Consider the following 15,431-nt stretch of genomic DNA (forward strand, 5'->3'; position numbering starts at 1 on the left):
TATTGTCACGGTGACGATAAAGGGGGATGGTGCATATGCCGAAGCAGCCGGCGACCGGAGCACTTCTCGGACTCGCCCTCGGGGACGCACTCGGCTTTCCGACCGAGTTCAACGACGTACCGTCGATTCTCGCCAAGTGCGGGCCCTGGCGGGAGATGGAGCTGCCGAAGCGGGCCTTCGTCTCCGACGACACGCAGATGACCCTCGCCGTCGGCCGCGCCCTGCGGACCGCCGTGGGCCGCGGTGACGTGACGCCTCAGGGGCTGGCGGGGCCGCTGCGGGCGGAGTTCGTGGAGTGGTACCGGTCGCCGGAGAACAACCGCGCGCCCGGCGGCACCTGCCTGCGGGCCTGCGAGCTGCTCACGGCGGAGCACCGGCCCTGGCGGGACGCCAGCCAGATCGGCTCCAAGGGCTGCGGCGCCAACATGCGGGTCGCCCCGATCGGCCTCGCTCCCGGCCTGAGCGACGAACAGCGCGCCGGCGCCGCCCAGTTGCAGGCCGCGCTCACCCACGGCCACCCCACCGCGCTGGCCGCCTCCGACCTCACCGCGCACGCCGTCCACCTGCTCGCCCGCGGCACCGACCCCGCCGGGCTCGTCGGACGGCTGCGCTCCTACGCCCTGCGACGCCGCACGCACTACGACCACACCTGGCTCGGCGACCTGTGGACCCGCTCCCAGGACCCCGGCCCCGAGCACTTCATCGCGCGCGGCTGGGACGAATGCCTGGAGATCCTCGACCGCCTCGCGCGAGCCGCGCGCACCGTCTCCCCGGAGACCGACCCGTGCCTGGCCACCGGCGAGGGCTGGATCGCCGAGGAGGCCATGGCCACCGGGCTGCTGTGCTTCCTGCTCTTCCCCGACGAGCCCGTCACCGCCCTGCGCCGGGCCGCCTGCACCGCCGGCGACTCCGACTCCATCGCCTGCCTCACCGGCGCCTTCGCGGGCGCCTGGCTGGGCGCGGACGCCTGGCCCGCCGACTGGGCCGAGCGGATCGAGTACCGAGGCGACCTGTCGGCCCTGGGCGCGCTCTGGGACGCTTAGGCCCATGCTCGACGATCTCGACATAGACCTGGCTCCGGTGGCCGCGGAACAGCCCGACCCGCTGCTGTTCGCCACCGTCTCCGGAGCCCATCTGTACGGCTTGCCCTCGCAGGACTCCGACGTGGACCTCAGAGGCGCCCACCTGCTTCCCGCCGCCGACCTCGTCGGCCTGCGCGAACCGGAGGAGACCCGCTCGCGGACCTGGGTCCGCTACGGCGTCGAGCTGGACCTCGTCACCCACGACCTGCGCAAGTTCGTCCGGCTGATGCTGCGCCGCAACGGCCATGTGCTGGAGCAGCTGCTCTCCCCGCTGGTCGTGCACACCTGCGAGGCCCACCGGGAGCTGACCGCGCTCGCTCCCGGCGTCCTCACCGGCCACCACGCCCACCACTACCGCGGGACCGCCGCGACGCAGTGGCGGCTGTTCGAGAAGACCGGCGAACTCAAGCCGCTGCTCTACACCTTCCGCGTGCTGCTCACCGGCATCCACCTCATGCGCAGCGGCGAGGTCCAGGCGCATCTGCCCACGCTCCTGGAGCAGGTGGGCGGCCCCGGCTACCTGCCCGAGCTGATCGCCGCCAAGCGGGAGCGGGAGAACGCCCTCGCCGACGTCGACCGCGAGCTGGTCGCGGCCGACGTGGAGCGGCTGCACACCGCACTCGACGAGGCCCAGGCCGGCTCGGCCCTGCCCGACGCGCCCGGCGCCCGCGACGCCCTGCACGACCTGGTGATCCGCCTCCGCCTGGAGGGCTGAGGCGCTCCCGGGAGAAGCGCTCCCCGTCCGAGGTCCCGCGGCCCCGTCCCCGGAGCGGACGCGGGCCGCTCAGGCCAGGTAGACGGCATTTCCGCGGACCGTGACCGGCTCCTCGGCCAGCGGCCGGTTCGCCGGGCCCGCGGCCACCGAACCGTCGGCGATCCGGAACCGGCTGCCGTGGCAGGGGCACAGGATGGTGCCGTCCGTCACCTGGCTCACCGTGCAGCCCTGGTGGGTGCAGACCGCCGAGAACGCCTTGAAGCGGCCCTTCTCGGGCTGGGTGACCACGATCTTTTGGTCCGCGAAGATCTTGCCGCCGCCCTCGGGGATGTCGCCGGTCCGGGCCAGCGGTTGCCCGGCGGGAGCCGCCTCCTTCGCCGCGGGGGACGTCTCCCCGGCGGAACCCTCGGCGGTGGGCGCCGGCGACGACGCCGGTGCCGTGGGCGGCTGCGGCGCGGTGGAGCCGCCGCTTTCCCCGCCGCACCCCACGCAGCCCAGGGCGAGCGCCCCGGCGCCCGTGGTCAGAACCGTGCGCCGTGTCGCTGGCTGGGTCATGTCAGACCTCCGTACAGACGTACAAACCATTGGATAACGGACGTTCCGCATCGTCTCAGCGCACGGGCGGCGCACGCCCGTACCGCGCGGGCTGACTACGCTGGACGGACCAAGAACGAAACACGCACGTCAGCGAGGAGCAGCGCCGTGGCGGTACGAGCGGTCCGGGGAGCCGTCCAACTGGAACGGGACGACGCCGGTCACATGGCGGAGCAGGTCGGCGCGCTGCTCACCGCCGTCCTCGAACGGAACGGGCTGACCGCCGAGGACCTGATTAGCATCTGGTTCACGGCCACCCCCGACCTGCACAGCGACTTCCCGGCCGTCGCCGCCCGCAGGCTCGGCATCACCGACGTCCCGCTCATCTGCGCCCAGGAACTCGACATCGCCGGCGCCATGCCCCGGGTCGTACGGCTCCTCGCCCACATCGAGTCGGACAAGCCCCGCGCCGACATCGCCCACGTCTACCTCGGCGCCGCCGCGGCCCTGCGCAAGGACATCGCCCAGTGAGAACCGCACTCGTCATCGGAACCGGACTGATCGGCACCTCCGCCGCCCTGGCCCTGGCCCGGCGCGGCGTCGCCGTCCACCTCGCCGACCACGACCCCGGGCAGGCCCGCACGGCCGCCGCGCTGGGCGCCGGCACCGACGAGGCGCCCGACGGCCCGGTCGACCTGGCGATCGTCGCCGCCCCGCCCGCCCATGTGGCCAAGGTGCTCGCCGACGCCATGCGCCGCGGCCTGGCGCGCGGCTACCTGGACGTCGCCAGCGTCAAGGGCGGCCCGCGCCGGGAGCTGGAGGAACTCGGCCTGGACCTCACCTCCTACATCGGCACCCACCCGATGTCCGGCCGGGAGAAGTCCGGCCCGCTGGCCGCCACCGCCGACCTCTTCGAGGGCCGCCCCTGGGTGCTCACCCCGACCCGGGACACCGACACCGAGGTGCTGAACCTCGCCCTGGAACTGGTCTCGCACTGCCGGGCCGTGCCGGTCGTCATGGACGCCGACGCCCACGACCGCGCCGTGGCCCTCGTCTCCCACATGCCCCACCTGGTCTCCAGCATGGTCGCCGCGCGCCTGGAGCACGCCGAGGAGTCCGCCGTACGGCTGTGCGGGCAGGGCATCCGGGACGTGACCCGGATCGCCGCCTCCGACCCGCGCATGTGGATCGACATCCTGTCCGCGAACCCCGGTCCGGTCGCCGACCTGCTCTCCGACGTCGCCGCCGACCTGACCAAGACGGTCCGGGCACTGCGCGACCTCGAGTCCGCCGACGAGGCCAGGCGCGGCGAGGGCGGCGCGGGCATCGAGAACCTGCTGCGCCGCGGGAACGCCGGCCAGGTGCGGGTACCCGGCAAGCACGGGTCCGCGCCGCGGACCTACGAGACCGTGGTCGTGCTCATCGACGACCAGCCCGGCCAGCTCGCCCGGATCTTCGCGGACGCCGGCCGCGCCGGGGTCAACATCGAGGACGTCCGCATCGAGCACGCCACCGGACAGCAGGCCGGTCTGGTGCAGCTCATGGTCGAGCCGAGGGCGACGACGGCGCTGAAGGAGGCACTGCGGGAGCGGGGCTGGGCGCTGCGCCAGTAGCGTCCGCGGGGCGCGGCGCGTCCGCCTCCGGGCCCCGCGGCCCGCGTACGTCCGGACGAGTGACCCGCACCCAGTAACCTTGTGCGGGGCGCTCTCGCTCCCCGCACCCCGCCCGCACCGCACCAGGAAGGTGTCCCCCCGTGGAAAACGGCGCCGCCCCGACCGCCAGGCCCGTGATCGTCGCGATCGACGGTCCCTCCGGCACCGGCAAGTCGAGCACGTCGAAGGCCGTCGCCGCGCAGCTCGGCCTCAGCTACCTGGACACCGGCGCCCAGTACCGGGCGATCACCTGGTGGATGGTGACCAACGGCATCGACCTGGAGGACCCGACCGCCATCGCCGCCGTCGCCGGCAAGCCGGAGATCGTCTCCGGCACCGACCCGGCCGCCCCGGCCATCACGGTCGACGGCGTGGACGTGTCCGGCCCGATCCGCACCCAGGAGGTCACCTCCAAGGTCAGCGCGGTCAGCGCGGTGCCCGAGGTGCGCGCCCGGATCACCGAGCTGCAGCGCTCGCTGGCCGCCGCCGCGGAGCACGGCATCGTCGTCGAGGGCCGGGACATCGGTACGACCGTCCTCCCGGACGCCGACCTGAAGATCTTCCTCACCGCCTCCCCGGAGGCCCGCGCGGCCCGCCGCAGCGGCGAGCTGAAGGGCGCCGACGTCCACGCCACCCGCGAGGCGCTGATCAAGCGGGACGCGGCCGACTCCAGCCGCAAGACCTCGCCGCTCGCCAAGGCCGACGACGCCGTCGAGGTGGACACCACCGAGCTGTCCCTCAACCAGGTCATCGAGTGCGTCGTCACCCTGGTCGAGGAGAAGCGGGCCGGGAAGTGACGCCTGCGCCGGTGCCCTCGGAGCGGGGCGCGGAGATCGGCCGGCGGATCGGCGTCGGGCTGATGTACGGCCTGTGGCGGCCGCGGGTGCTCGGCGCCTGGAGGGTGCCGGCCACCGGCCCGGTGATCCTCGCCGTGAACCACTCGCACAACGTCGACGGACCGATGGTGATGGGCGTGGCGCCCCGGCCCACGCACTTCCTGATCAAGAAGGAAGCCTTCATCGGCCCGCTGGACCCCTTCCTGACCGGCATCGGCCAGCTGAAGGTGGACCGCGCCACGGCCGACCGGGGCGCGATCGGCCAGGCCCTCGGCGTGCTGGCGGCCGGGGGAGTGCTGGGCATCTTCCCGGAGGGCACCCGGGGCGAGGGCGACTTCGCCTCGCTGCGCGCCGGGCTCGCCTACTTCGCGGTCCGCAGCGGGGCGCCGATCGTCCCCGTGGCCGTCCTGGGAAGCTCGGAGCGGCCCGGCCGCCTGGTCAAGGCGCTGCCCCCGCTGCGCTCCCGCGTCGACGTCGTCTTCGGCGACCCCTTCGAAGCGGGTGACGGCAGCGGACGGCGGACGCGTGCGGCGCTGGACGCGGCGACCGAGCGGATCCGGAAACAGCTCACCAGCCACCTGGAAAACGCCAGGCGCCTGACCGGGCGCTAGGCGACACTTGAGTAGTGGATCAGCCTCGCGGGGCCGGTCCACCGATCACCACCGATGAACGACGAGGTACGGACTTCATGAACGACGACATCCAGCCCGACGGCTCGGCCGAGCACGAGTACGAGCACGGGGCTCTCGGCGACGCCGAGTACGCGCAGTTCATGGAGCTCGCCGCGGAAGAGGGCTTCGACATCGAGGACGTCGAGGGCGCCATCGAGGCGGCGGGCCACGGTCCGCTGCCCGTGCTCGCCGTCGTCGGCCGTCCCAATGTCGGCAAGTCGACCCTGGTCAACCGGATGATCGGCCGCCGTGAGGCGGTCGTGGAGGACCGGCCGGGCGTCACCCGCGACCGTGTCACCTACGAGGCCGAGTGGGCCGGCCGCCGCTTCAAGGTCGTCGACACCGGCGGCTGGGAGCAGGACGTCCTCGGCATCGACGCCTCCGTGGCGGCCCAGGCCGAGTACGCGATCGAGGCGGCCGACGCGGTCGTGTTCGTCGTGGACGCCAAGGTCGGCGCGACCGACACCGACGAGGCGGTCGTCCGGCTGCTGCGCAAGGCCGGCAAGCCGGTCGTGCTGTGCGCCAACAAGGTCGACGGCCCGAGCGGCGAGGCCGACGCGGCCTATCTGTGGAACCTCGGCCTCGGCGAGCCCCACCCGGTCTCGGCGCTGCACGGCCGCGGCACCGGCGACATGCTCGACGCCGTCCTGGAGGTGCTGCCGGACGCGCCCGAGCAGTCCTTCGGCACCGCGGTCGGCGGCCCCCGCCGGATCGCCCTGATCGGCCGCCCGAACGTCGGCAAGTCCTCGCTGCTGAACAAGGTCGCCGGCGAGGAGCGCGTCGTCGTCAACGAGCTGGCGGGCACCACCCGCGACCCGGTGGACGAGATCATCGAACTCGGCGGCAAGACCTGGAAGTTCGTGGACACCGCCGGCATCCGCAAGCGCGTCCACCTCCAGCAGGGCGCCGACTACTACGCCTCCCTGCGCACGGCGGCGGCCGTGGAGAAGGCCGAGGTGGCGGTCATCCTGATCGACGCCTCGGAGAACATCTCCGTGCAGGACCAGCGGATCGTCACCATGGCCGTCGAGGCGGGCCGCGCGATCGTCGTCGCCTTCAACAAGTGGGACACCCTCGACGAGGAGCGCCGCTACTACCTGGAGCGGGAGATCGAGACCGAGCTGGGCCAGGTGGCCTGGGCGCCCCGGGTGAACGTCTCGGCGCGTACCGGCCGCCACATGGAGAGGCTGGTCCCGGCGATCGAGACGGCTCTCGCCGGCTGGGAGACCCGGGTTCCGACCGGCCGCCTGAACGCCTTCCTCGGCGAGCTGGTCTCGGCCCATCCGCACCCGATCCGGGGCGGCAAGCAGCCGCGCATCCTGTTCGGCACCCAGGCCGGCACCAAGCCGCCGCGGTTCGTGCTCTTCGCCTCCGGCTTCATCGAGGCGGGCTACCGGCGCTTCATCGAGCGCCGCCTGCGCGAGGAGTTCGGCTTCGAGGGCACCCCGATCCACATCTCGGTGCGGGTGCGCGAGAAGCGCGGCGCGAAGAAGAAGTGACAGCGGTACGACAGGACGGGCGGCCCCTGGCTCTCCAGGGGCCGCCCGTCTCGTGTGGGTGCCGTCAGGCGCCGCGGCGCGGTCCCGGAGGCAGGGCGGCGGCCGGGACGTACGGTGCCCGGGCGGAGTCCTGCGGCCGGCCGAGCGTGCCGACCCGCTGCCACTGCGACTGCTGCCGGGCGCTGTAGGCCCCCGCGCTGTAGGCGCTGTAGGAACTGCTGAACGTTCCCGCGCGGTGGCCGCCGTATCCGCCGGTGCCGTCCGGGCCGTCCCCGAAGGCGCTGAACCTCAGCCCCTCCTCGCCGCTGCGGTCGCCCGGCAGCGTGCGGAAGCTCTTGACCCACTCCGCGTAGAGCGCATCGTAGATCGGCGTGGCCGACGGTCCACCGGAGGGTTCCTGCGCCGCCCGGGCGGACGGCACGGAGGAGAAGGACCGACGGGGCGGTGTGTCGTATGCGTGCACGTATGTCCAAACGACCGGAGTCGCAAAGGGATGCGGTCGTACGGCTTCCGTGCAGGCGCGGGGCGGTGCCGCGGACCTCACGTACCGGCGAGAGGAAGCGCCGCGGCGACCAACCGCCCCTGCGCGGCGGCCCTGTCCAGCGCCTCCCGCAGCAGGTCCTCCCGGGGCTGCCGCCCGATGGACCCCACCGGTGCCGCGAACATCAGCACCTGCTGGTGCTTGTTGGCGGCGGCCCGCCAGCCGTCGGTCACCTGGAGCGGCTGGTGCGCCTGCCACCAGGCCACCGGCTGGCCGCCGTCGGGGCCCGGCTGGAGCACCGCGTGCAGCCGGCCCACGGCCAGCAGGACGGACCAGCCGTGCAGCACCGGCGGGGCGCAGGTCAGCTCGGCCACCGGTGTGAAGCCCTGTTCGACGAGCAGCGGGAGGAAGTCGTCGCCGGTCCCGTTCGTGCCCGGCCGGGCGATCGGCGAGGTGGGCTCGACGACGAGCGCGGGGTGCAACTCGCCGTCGACCAGGACCAGTCCGCTGGTCACGCCGAGCACCGCCTGCTCGGGCACGGCCTTCTGGGGCACGTCCCCGGCCGGTCCGCCGTCGACGGCCCCGATGGACCGGACGGCGCCCCGCAGCTGCTCCTCCGTGACCTGGACGACCTGCGAGGGCAGGCAGCCGGCGTGGGCGAAGGCGAGGACGGCGGTCTCGTCGCCGACGAACAGAACGGTGCTGGTGCGCTCCTGCTCGGAGTCGCCCGGGGTGCGGCAGGACGTGCAGTCGTAACTGCCCGGGGCGTTCTCTCCGGCGAGCAGCCGTTCGGCTTCTTCGTCGCCGATCTCGGCGCGTACGGCGTCACTGACGTCGAGCATGCGCGGCACGGGTGGCTCCCTCGGGATGCGGTGCTGGTGTCGGCCGGTTGGCTCCCGGCCGCTGAGCCCCGGGGTTGCGGGCTCATGAAGAAGACAACGGGCGTGCTGTGGTGGGAGTCACGCCTTAGAACGGACCGGTTCGCACCTTCCTCCGCGCACGGTCACCGTGGGTGCGGACGTGCGCACTCAATGTCAACTCCTTGCATGATGAAAGAACTTGGACGGGTGAGCTGGCTCACAGATCGCTTCGGGTGCTGGCGGGAAAATCCGGAAATCGACGCATGTAGTGGGTGACCGGAAATCGCCGCTACCTACGGTAACGGGTAACTGGCCTGGCACGACGGTGAGTTGGTTGATTCCCGCCGCCCGACCTCTCTAGATTCCTCCGCCGTGTGCAACGAGCACCGCTCGGGTACGTCCGCCGGCCGGAGTCAGGCAGAGCACGATCGCCGGCACCGGTCGCGGCGGACGGGGCGGGCGCGAGGGACCGCGGTCGTGCGTGGTCCGGCGCGTTCCGCCCGGGGGAGCCCGGGTTCGTGGAGAGGGAACCATATGTCCGAGTGTGCCGATACCACCCGCCACCCCGCCCGTTCCGAGGGCACCCGCAGAGGCCGCACCACGGCCACCCTCGCGGGAGCCGCCCTGCTGGCCCCCTTGGGCCTGCTGGCCGCGACCGGCAACGCCGCCGCGGCGGACAACGGGGTATGGGACCGCATCGCCCGGTGCGAGAGCGGCGGCAACTGGCACATCAACACCGGCAACGGCTATTACGGCGGGCTCCAGTTCTCCGCCGGCACCTGGCGCGCGTACGGCGGCACCGCCTACGCCCCGACGGCCGACCAGGCCTCCAGGAGCGCGCAGATCGCCGTCGCCACCCGGGTCCAGCAGGCCCAGGGCTGGGGCGCCTGGCCGGTCTGCTCCGCCCGGGCCGGAGCCTCGGGCGGGGCCCCGGCGGCCGCCCGCACCGGCTCCTCCGGTACGACGGCCCACAAGAGCGGCGCGACGACGAAGTCCGCCCCCGCGACGTCCGCCCCCGTGAACTCCGCCCCGGCCCGGGCGCCGCAGCGCCAGGCGGCCGGCACCGGCCGCGGTGCCGCCGGCGGTGACTACACGGTCCGCGCGGGCGACACCCTGAGCACCATCGCCGCCCGGCACGGCACCAGCTGGCAGCGGATCTACGCCGCCAACCGGGCCGTCATCGGCGACGATCCCGATGTGATCGTGCCCGGCCAGCGCCTCGCGCTCTGAGCGCCGGACACGATGCGACGAACGGCCGCCGTCCCAGCCGGGAACGGCGGCCGTCCGCGGCTGCCGCCCGGCCTCACGACGATCGCGCCTGGTGTCCCTTCGGCTCGGGCTGCGGGGCCTCGGCCGCGTACTCCGGGTGGTGCAGGTCGAAGGCCGGGGACTCGCTGCGGATCCGGGGCAGGGTGACGAAGTTGTGCCGGGGCGGCGGACAGGAGGTCGCCCACTCCAGCGAGCGGCCGTAGCCCCACGGGTCGTCGACCTCGACCTTCTCGCCGTACATGGCGGTCCGCCAGACGTTGTAGAGGAACGGCAGCGTGGACAGGCCGAGCAGGAAGGAGCCGATCGAGGAGACCGTGTTCAGCGCGGTGAAGCCGTCGGACGACAGGTAGTCGGCGTACCGGCGCGGCATCCCCTCGGCGCCCAGCCAGTGCTGCACCAGGAAGGTCGTGTGGAAGCCGACGAAGAGCGTCCAGAACTGGATCCTCCCCAGCCGCTCGTCCAGCATCCTGCCGGTGAACTTCGGCCACCAGAAGGAGAAGCCGCCGAAGACCGCGAAGACGACCGTGCCGAAGACCACGTAATGGAAGTGGGCGACGACGAAGTACGAGTCCGTGACGTGGAAGTCCAGCGGCGGCGAGGCCAGGATCACCCCCGTCAGCCCGCCGAGCAGGAACGTCACCAGGAAGCCCGTGGCCCACAGCATCGGCGTCTCGAAGGACAGCGAGCCCTTGATCATCGTGCCGGTCCAGTTGAAGAACTTCACCCCCGTCGGCACCGCGATCAGGAACGACATCAGGGAGAAGAACGGCAGCATCACCGCGCCGGTGGCGAACATGTGGTGCGCCCACACCACCATCGACAGCCCGGTGATCGCCATCGTGGCGCCGACCAGCGTCAGATAGCCGAAGATCGGCTTGCGGCTGAACACCGGGACGATCTCCGTGATGATCCCGAAGAACGGCAGCGCGATGATGTAGACCTCGGGATGGCCGAAGAACCAGAACAGGTGCTGCCACAGCAGCGCCCCGCCGTTCGCCGCCTGGAACACCTGCGAACCGAACCGCCGGTCCGACTCCAGCACCAGCAGCGCCGCCGCCAGCACCGGGAACGCCATCAGGATCAGGATCGACGTGAACAGCGTGTTCCAGGTGAAGATCGGCATCCGGAACATCGTCATGCCCGGCGCGCGCATCCCGATGATCGTGGCGAGGAAGTTGACCGCTCCCAGGATCGTCCCGAACCCGGACAGCGCCAGGCCCATGATCCACAGGTCCGGGCCGACGCCGGGCGAGTGCCGGGCGTCGTTGAGCGGTGCGTAGGCGAACCAGCCGAAGGCGGCCGGCCCGTCCGGCACCAGCAGCGAGCCCAGCACGATCAGCCCGCCGAAGGCGAACAGCCAGTACGACAGCATGTTCAGCCGCGGGAAGGCCACGTCCGCGGCGCCGATCTGCAACGGCATCAGCTCGTTGGCGAAGCCCGCGAAGCTCGGCGTCGCGAACAGCAGCAGCATGACCGTGCCGTGCAGCGTGAACAGCTGGTTGAACTGGTTGTTGTCCATCAGCTGGAGTCCCGGCCGGGCGAGTTCGGCGCGCATCAGCAGCGCCATGACGCCGCCGGCCAGGAAGAACCCGAACGCCGTGATCAGATACAGATGACCGATCTTCTTGTGGTCGGTGGTGGAGAGCCAGTCCACCACCGCCCGGCCGGCCCGGTGCCGCTCCGCCGGACGTGGCGTCACCGCCGCGGTCTCCGTCCCCATCGCTCGCTCGCCCCTTCGCATCGTCGCGCCCGGGGCCGCCCGCCGGCTCGCCCCGGCGCGCGGACGCGGACCCGCGAGCGGCCGTCCTGATGCCCGCCGGGGCCGTGCGCCGCGACGGGCCGGGTCCGGCGGGTTCTGTGCCGGATCCGTGAAATTCCTATGTGGCGTCAGCTGCCGTGGCACCGCACCGGATTGCGCGGGGAATCGCGTCCCGGGTCCGCCCCGATCCCCACGGCGGCACTTTCCGCCGGGTAATTCGAAGGCGCCGTCCGACACGCGTGAATTCCGTTCGGTTACCCCGGAAAGCCGAACGGAAACCCCCTTGCGTGTGACGGACTTCGGACAAAACGCGAGTCCGGAAACCGTGACACAGGTGTGACCGGAGAGGCCGCTTCTCCTGCCCGGCAGGCCCCGGCTAGCGTGGCCGTATGGCACCGATTCCCACTCCGCCAGCGGAGCCCCAGGACAGTCCGGACGCCTACGTCGGCCTGGACGCCGCCCATGCCGAGCGGCTCGCCCGGCAGCGCGGCTGGCCCACGGTACGGTCGCTGCCGCCGGGCGCGGTCATCACCATGGAGTACCGGTCCGGACGGCTGAACTTCGAGGTACGGGACGGCCGGGTGAGCCGGGCCTGGAAGGGGTGAGCCGGACGCCGGTACGGCGAAGGCCCCGCTCCGGGAACAGGAGCGGGGCCTTCGCCGTCGGCGCGGGGAGGTCGTGCGTACCGGACCCCGTCGCCCGGGTCGGTCGCCGGCCGCCCGTCAGGGGCGGGCCGGCTGGGTCGTGCCGCGCGGGAGGCGGTCGGCGCCCGGCGGGCGGCGGCTGCCCGCCGGGGTGACCGGGGTGCGTTCCGAACGGGCCGTGTGCGGCCCGGGCGCCAGGTGCGCCAGGCCCCGGGAGGCGCGGGTCGGCGAGACCGGCTCGCGGACGGGCGCCGGCTCCGCCGGGACGCCGAGCGGCCGGAGCGCGAGGGGCGTGACCGGGGCGGCCGGCTCGGACGCGGGCCGGCCGCGGCGGTCGCGCCAGCGGTCGCGCAGGTCGAACAGCCACAGTTCGGCCCTGGCGACCAGCGGCTCGAACCAGGGCAGGGCGAGCAGGATCAGCAGGCCCGCGGCCCAGCCCAGCAGCACGTCGCTCAGCCAGTGCGTACCGAGGTAGACGGTGGTGAGGCCGACGCCGAGCGAGGTGACCGCGGAGAGGGCCGACAGCCAGCGGCGCGCTCTCGGAGTGGAGGCCAGATAGGCCAGGATGCCCCAGGTGACGACCGCGTTGGCGGTGTGGCCGCTGGGAAATATATCGCCGCCCAGGCCCATCTCGTTCGAGCCGATCACGGTGGCGTAGTGCGGGCCGAGCCGTCCCATGCCGATCTTGGCGGCGCCGACGGTGACGTTCAGCAGCAGCAGTGTGGTGGCGAGGGTGAGCAGCGGGCGCAGGGTGTGCTGCCGCCACGAGCGCCAGCCGAGCCAGGCCGCGACCATCACGGCGGTGGGACCGCGCTGGCCCAGCACCACGTAGTAGTCGAGGAACGCGTGGATCTCCGGCCACTGCTGGTACGGCCGGAAGAACATGACCTGCCAGTCCAGCCGGACGAGCCAGGAGGTGGTCACGACGGCCCACACGATCGCCAGGTAGAAGGCCAGGGTCGCGGAGAACAGCACGACCCGGTGCCGGCTCATCCGCGGCATATCGATGTGGGCCGGGCGTTCCGGCTCCCGGTCCAGTCTGGCGAACACCCGGTCCAGACGCCGGGTGAGGTTTCGTTCGGTACGCACCCAATCGACGTTACAGCGAGTGAGCGGTGTTCCCGGACGAAACAGCGGCTTTGTGATGACGATGTGATGTGGCAAACCTCTCAAGGCCGCCCAGAATTCCCGGGATTCCGCAATCCGGGGAGGCCGACCGGGTCAATTCCTTTGATCATGCCGGGTGTTGTTTATATGGCGCTTATGAATGCGTTAACCCGAACCTGGCGCGGAATTCTCCCGGACGTCATCGGCCCGCCGCCGCCGATCATGACGGACCGGAGCCGTCCGGCCCGAACCCGCCGGTGACCAGGGACGTGCGCGTCCGGACGCGTGCCCGGCGCGTGCCGCGCGCCGCGCGCACGCACGGCGTGCCGTACGCCACACGGGTCGCCTCGCGCGGGTGAGAGGTACGCCACGTGACCCCGTGGCGGGCTCGCGTACGCTGACGAGTCACTCGCGTGGCTCCGCGCGGGCCGGGGCCACCGCTCGCCCCGGCCGTCCGACAGGGAGTCCCCACCCCGTCTCCGCCCCACGCGAGGGATCATCTGGGAGGTACGTACATGTCCGGGACGACCACGGCCGCCGTGCGGCAGCGGCGGCGGGCGGCCGGGGCCGGTGCGGACCGGTGGGTCGTCCTCGTCGTCCTGTGCGCCAGCCTGCTGCTCGTCGCGCTCGACGCCACCGTGCTGCACGTGGCGGTCCCCGCCGTCACCGAGGACCTCCGGCCCGGCGCCGTGGAACTGCTGTGGATCGTCGACGTCTACCCACTGGTCTGTGCCTCGCTGCTGATCCTCTTCGGCACCCTGGGCGACCGGGTCGGCCGCAGACGGGTGCTGCTGCTCGGCTACGGCCTCTTCGGTGTCGCCTCCGCCGTGGCCGCGTTCGCCTGGAGCGCGCCGGCGCTCGTCCTCGCCCGCGCGCTGCTCGGCGTCGGCGGCGCGATGATCATGCCGGCCACGCTGTCGATCCTCCGTCAGGTCTTCCCCGACCGGCGCGAGCGCGCCCTCGCCATCGGCGTCTGGAGCGCGGTGGCGGCGGTCGGCGCGGCGGTCGGACCGCTGCTCGGCGGTTTCCTGCTGGAGCACTTCTGGTGGGGCTCGGTCTTCCTGGTCAACATCCCGCTGATGCTGATCAGCCTTCCGGTGGGCCGGATGCTGCTGCCGGAGTCCCGGGGCACGGCCGACGGACCCTGGGACGTGACCGGCGCGCTGCTCGCGGCGGGCGGGCTCTTCGGTGCCGTCCTCGGAGTGAAGCGGCTCGGCGGCGGCCAGGCGCCGACGAGCCTGGCCACCTGGCTGCCCCTGCTGGCCGGAGCGGCCCTCCTCCTCCTCTTCGTGCGGCGCCAGCGGCGGCACCCGCATCCGCTGGTGGAACTGCGGATGTTCGCCCGGCCCGCGTTCGGCACCTCGGTGGGCTGCATCGTCCTGGCCATGCTCGCGCTGGTCGGCCTGGAGCTGGTCGCCGCCCAGTACCTGCAACTGGTGCTCGGCCTGTCCCCGCTGGAGACCGGCCTCAGGCTGCTGCCGCTGACCGTCGCCGCGATGGCGGCGGGCCTGGCGGGCGCGCGCGTGCTGCGCCGCTTCGGGCCGCGCCGGATGGTGTGCGCCGGGTTCTGCCTGACGGCCGCCGCGGTGCTGACCCTGACCGCGATGGGCGGTACCGACGACCCGCCGCTGCTGCTGGCCGGTTTCGTGCTGCTGGGCTTCGGCCTGGAGACCACTCTCTTCGGCGCGTACGAGTCGATGCTCAGCGAGGCCCCGGCCGGCCGGGCGGGCGGCGCGGCGGCCATCGGCGAGACGTCGTACCAGCTCGGCGCGGGCATCGGCATCGCGCTGCTGGGCAGCGTGATGAACGCGGCCTACGCGCCGGGGCTGCGCGCGGTGCCGGGTGTGCCGCAGGACGCCTCGGACGCGGCGGGCCATAGCCTCGGCGAGGCCTACGAGGTGGCCGGCCGGCTCGGCGGGACCGCCGGGGCCGCGCTGCGCCGGGCGGCGCGGGACTCCTTCGTGCACGGGCTGCACGTGACGCTGCTGGTGAGCGCGGGCCTGTTGCTGCTGGGCGCGGCGCTGGCGCTGCGGCTGCCGCGGGACATGCAGTGCGGCGGGGAACCGGCCGACGGCGAGGCGGGACTGCCGGCACCCCGGGAGGCCGAGCCGTCTCCCGGCAAGCCGAGGGTCACCGCCTGACCCGGCCCCGGACGGCCCGCTCCGCACGCGCGGGTCGCTCGTGCCGGTCCGGCTGTGGACGCGCGGGTCACCCGCACGGGCCCGGTCCGGGACCCGCGGGCCACCGCGCCGCTCCCGCTCCCGCTCCCGGCGCGCGCGAGACCCGCACCGGTCCGCTCTGGACGTGCGGGACACCGCGTCG

General features: G+C 73.1%; 15 protein-coding genes. 10 read left to right on the forward strand and 5 right to left on the reverse strand.

The annotated features are described in order from the left end of the window. The first annotated feature begins 35 nt into the window (after positions 1-35). Together SCK26_RS29105 and SCK26_RS29110 are read left to right on the forward strand one after the other, a co-directional pair. Entirely contained in the window at positions 36-1,043 is a 1,008-nt protein-coding gene (locus SCK26_RS29105) for an ADP-ribosylglycohydrolase family protein (protein WP_318204302.1), read from the forward strand. 4 nt (positions 1,044-1,047) lie between these two features. Beyond that, positions 1,048-1,797 (forward strand): DNA polymerase beta superfamily protein, encoded by a 750-nt coding sequence (locus tag SCK26_RS29110; RefSeq protein WP_318204303.1) that lies wholly within the window; start codon positions 1,048-1,050, stop codon positions 1,795-1,797. Positions 1,798-1,866: 69 nt separating this feature from the next. On the opposite strand, the gene SCK26_RS29115 is transcribed toward SCK26_RS29110, so the two are convergent. Next, positions 1,867-2,352 (reverse strand): Rieske (2Fe-2S) protein, encoded by a 486-nt coding sequence (locus SCK26_RS29115; protein WP_318204304.1) that lies wholly within the window; start codon positions 2,350-2,352, stop codon positions 1,867-1,869. A 147-nt stretch (positions 2,353-2,499) separates the two neighbouring features. Between SCK26_RS29115 and aroH the strand changes: the two genes are divergently transcribed. The 5 genes from aroH to der all read left to right on the forward strand — a co-directional run bounded on the left by aroH (position 2,500) and on the right by der (position 6,989). After that, positions 2,500-2,862, forward strand: coding sequence for a chorismate mutase (gene aroH, locus SCK26_RS29120; RefSeq protein WP_318204305.1), 363 nt, complete (start codon positions 2,500-2,502; stop codon positions 2,860-2,862). Continuing rightward, positions 2,859-3,944 (forward strand): prephenate dehydrogenase, encoded by a 1,086-nt coding sequence (locus tag SCK26_RS29125; protein ID WP_318204306.1) that lies wholly within the window; start codon positions 2,859-2,861, stop codon positions 3,942-3,944. The genes aroH and SCK26_RS29125 overlap by 4 nt, the downstream gene beginning before the upstream one ends. Before the next feature lie 140 nt (positions 3,945-4,084). Continuing rightward, positions 4,085-4,780, forward strand: coding sequence for a (d)CMP kinase (cmk, locus tag SCK26_RS29130; RefSeq protein WP_318204307.1), 696 nt, complete (start codon positions 4,085-4,087; stop codon positions 4,778-4,780). 62 nt (positions 4,781-4,842) lie between these two features. After that, positions 4,843-5,430: a lysophospholipid acyltransferase family protein gene (locus SCK26_RS29135; protein ID WP_397956886.1), complete on the forward strand. Its 588-nt coding sequence runs from the start codon at positions 4,843-4,845 to the stop codon at positions 5,428-5,430. Between the two features lie 77 nt (positions 5,431-5,507). Continuing rightward, positions 5,508-6,989, forward strand: coding sequence for a ribosome biogenesis GTPase Der (gene der, locus SCK26_RS29140; RefSeq protein ID WP_318204309.1), 1,482 nt, complete (start codon positions 5,508-5,510; stop codon positions 6,987-6,989). 64 nt (positions 6,990-7,053) lie between these two features. Here the strand turns inward: der and SCK26_RS29145 are convergent, their stop codons facing one another. Further along, positions 7,054-7,452, reverse strand: coding sequence for a hypothetical protein (locus SCK26_RS29145; protein WP_318204310.1), 399 nt, complete (start codon positions 7,450-7,452; stop codon positions 7,054-7,056). A gap of 77 nt (positions 7,453-7,529) precedes the next feature. Further along, positions 7,530-8,321, reverse strand: coding sequence for a hypothetical protein (locus tag SCK26_RS29150; protein WP_318204311.1), 792 nt, complete (start codon positions 8,319-8,321; stop codon positions 7,530-7,532). Between the two features lie 543 nt (positions 8,322-8,864). Here SCK26_RS29150 and SCK26_RS29155 point away from each other — a divergent pair. After that, on the forward strand, positions 8,865-9,560 hold the full coding sequence (locus SCK26_RS29155; protein WP_318204312.1) for a transglycosylase family protein: 696 nt from the start codon (positions 8,865-8,867) through the stop codon (positions 9,558-9,560). A gap of 73 nt (positions 9,561-9,633) precedes the next feature. Here the strand turns inward: SCK26_RS29155 and ctaD are convergent, their stop codons facing one another. Next, on the reverse strand, positions 9,634-11,319 hold the full coding sequence (ctaD, locus tag SCK26_RS29160) for a cytochrome c oxidase subunit I (RefSeq protein WP_318204313.1): 1,686 nt from the start codon (positions 11,317-11,319) through the stop codon (positions 9,634-9,636). A gap of 428 nt (positions 11,320-11,747) precedes the next feature. Between ctaD and SCK26_RS29165 the strand changes: the two genes are divergently transcribed. Continuing rightward, on the forward strand, positions 11,748-11,963 hold the full coding sequence (locus SCK26_RS29165) for an I78 family peptidase inhibitor (RefSeq protein ID WP_318204314.1): 216 nt from the start codon (positions 11,748-11,750) through the stop codon (positions 11,961-11,963). 117 nt (positions 11,964-12,080) lie between these two features. On the opposite strand, the gene SCK26_RS29170 is transcribed toward SCK26_RS29165, so the two are convergent. Next, positions 12,081-13,091 (reverse strand): phosphatase PAP2 family protein, encoded by a 1,011-nt coding sequence (locus tag SCK26_RS29170; RefSeq protein ID WP_318204315.1) that lies wholly within the window; start codon positions 13,089-13,091, stop codon positions 12,081-12,083. Positions 13,092-13,624: 533 nt separating this feature from the next. Between SCK26_RS29170 and SCK26_RS29175 the strand changes: the two genes are divergently transcribed. Continuing rightward, the gene (locus tag SCK26_RS29175; protein ID WP_318204316.1) at positions 13,625-15,250 is read left to right on the forward strand and encodes an MFS transporter; all 1,626 of its coding nucleotides are present in this window, start codon (positions 13,625-13,627) and stop codon (positions 15,248-15,250) included. Positions 15,251-15,431: the final 181 nt, after the last annotated feature.

The sequence above is a fragment of the Streptomyces sp. SCL15-4 genome, assembly GCF_033366695.1.
Taxonomy (GTDB): domain Bacteria; phylum Actinomycetota; class Actinomycetes; order Streptomycetales; family Streptomycetaceae; genus Streptomyces.

Coding starts and splice junctions, on each gene's coding strand:
- SCK26_RS29105 (WP_318204302.1), top strand. CDS start 36: ATGCCGAAGCAGCCGGCGACCGGAGCACTTCTCGGACTCGCCCTCGGG.
- SCK26_RS29110 (WP_318204303.1), top strand. CDS start 1,048: ATGCTCGACGATCTCGACATAGACCTGGCTCCGGTGGCCGCGGAACAG.
- SCK26_RS29115 (WP_318204304.1), bottom strand. CDS start 2,352: ATGACCCAGCCAGCGACACGGCGCACGGTTCTGACCACGGGCGCCGGG.
- SCK26_RS29135 (WP_397956886.1), top strand. CDS start 4,843: ATGTACGGCCTGTGGCGGCCGCGGGTGCTCGGCGCCTGGAGGGTGCCG.
- der (WP_318204309.1), top strand. CDS start 5,508: ATGAACGACGACATCCAGCCCGACGGCTCGGCCGAGCACGAGTACGAG.
- SCK26_RS29155 (WP_318204312.1), top strand. CDS start 8,865: ATGTCCGAGTGTGCCGATACCACCCGCCACCCCGCCCGTTCCGAGGGC.
- ctaD (WP_318204313.1), bottom strand. CDS start 11,319: ATGGGGACGGAGACCGCGGCGGTGACGCCACGTCCGGCGGAGCGGCAC.
- SCK26_RS29165 (WP_318204314.1), top strand. CDS start 11,748: ATGGCACCGATTCCCACTCCGCCAGCGGAGCCCCAGGACAGTCCGGAC.
- SCK26_RS29175 (WP_318204316.1), top strand. CDS start 13,625: ATGTCCGGGACGACCACGGCCGCCGTGCGGCAGCGGCGGCGGGCGGCC.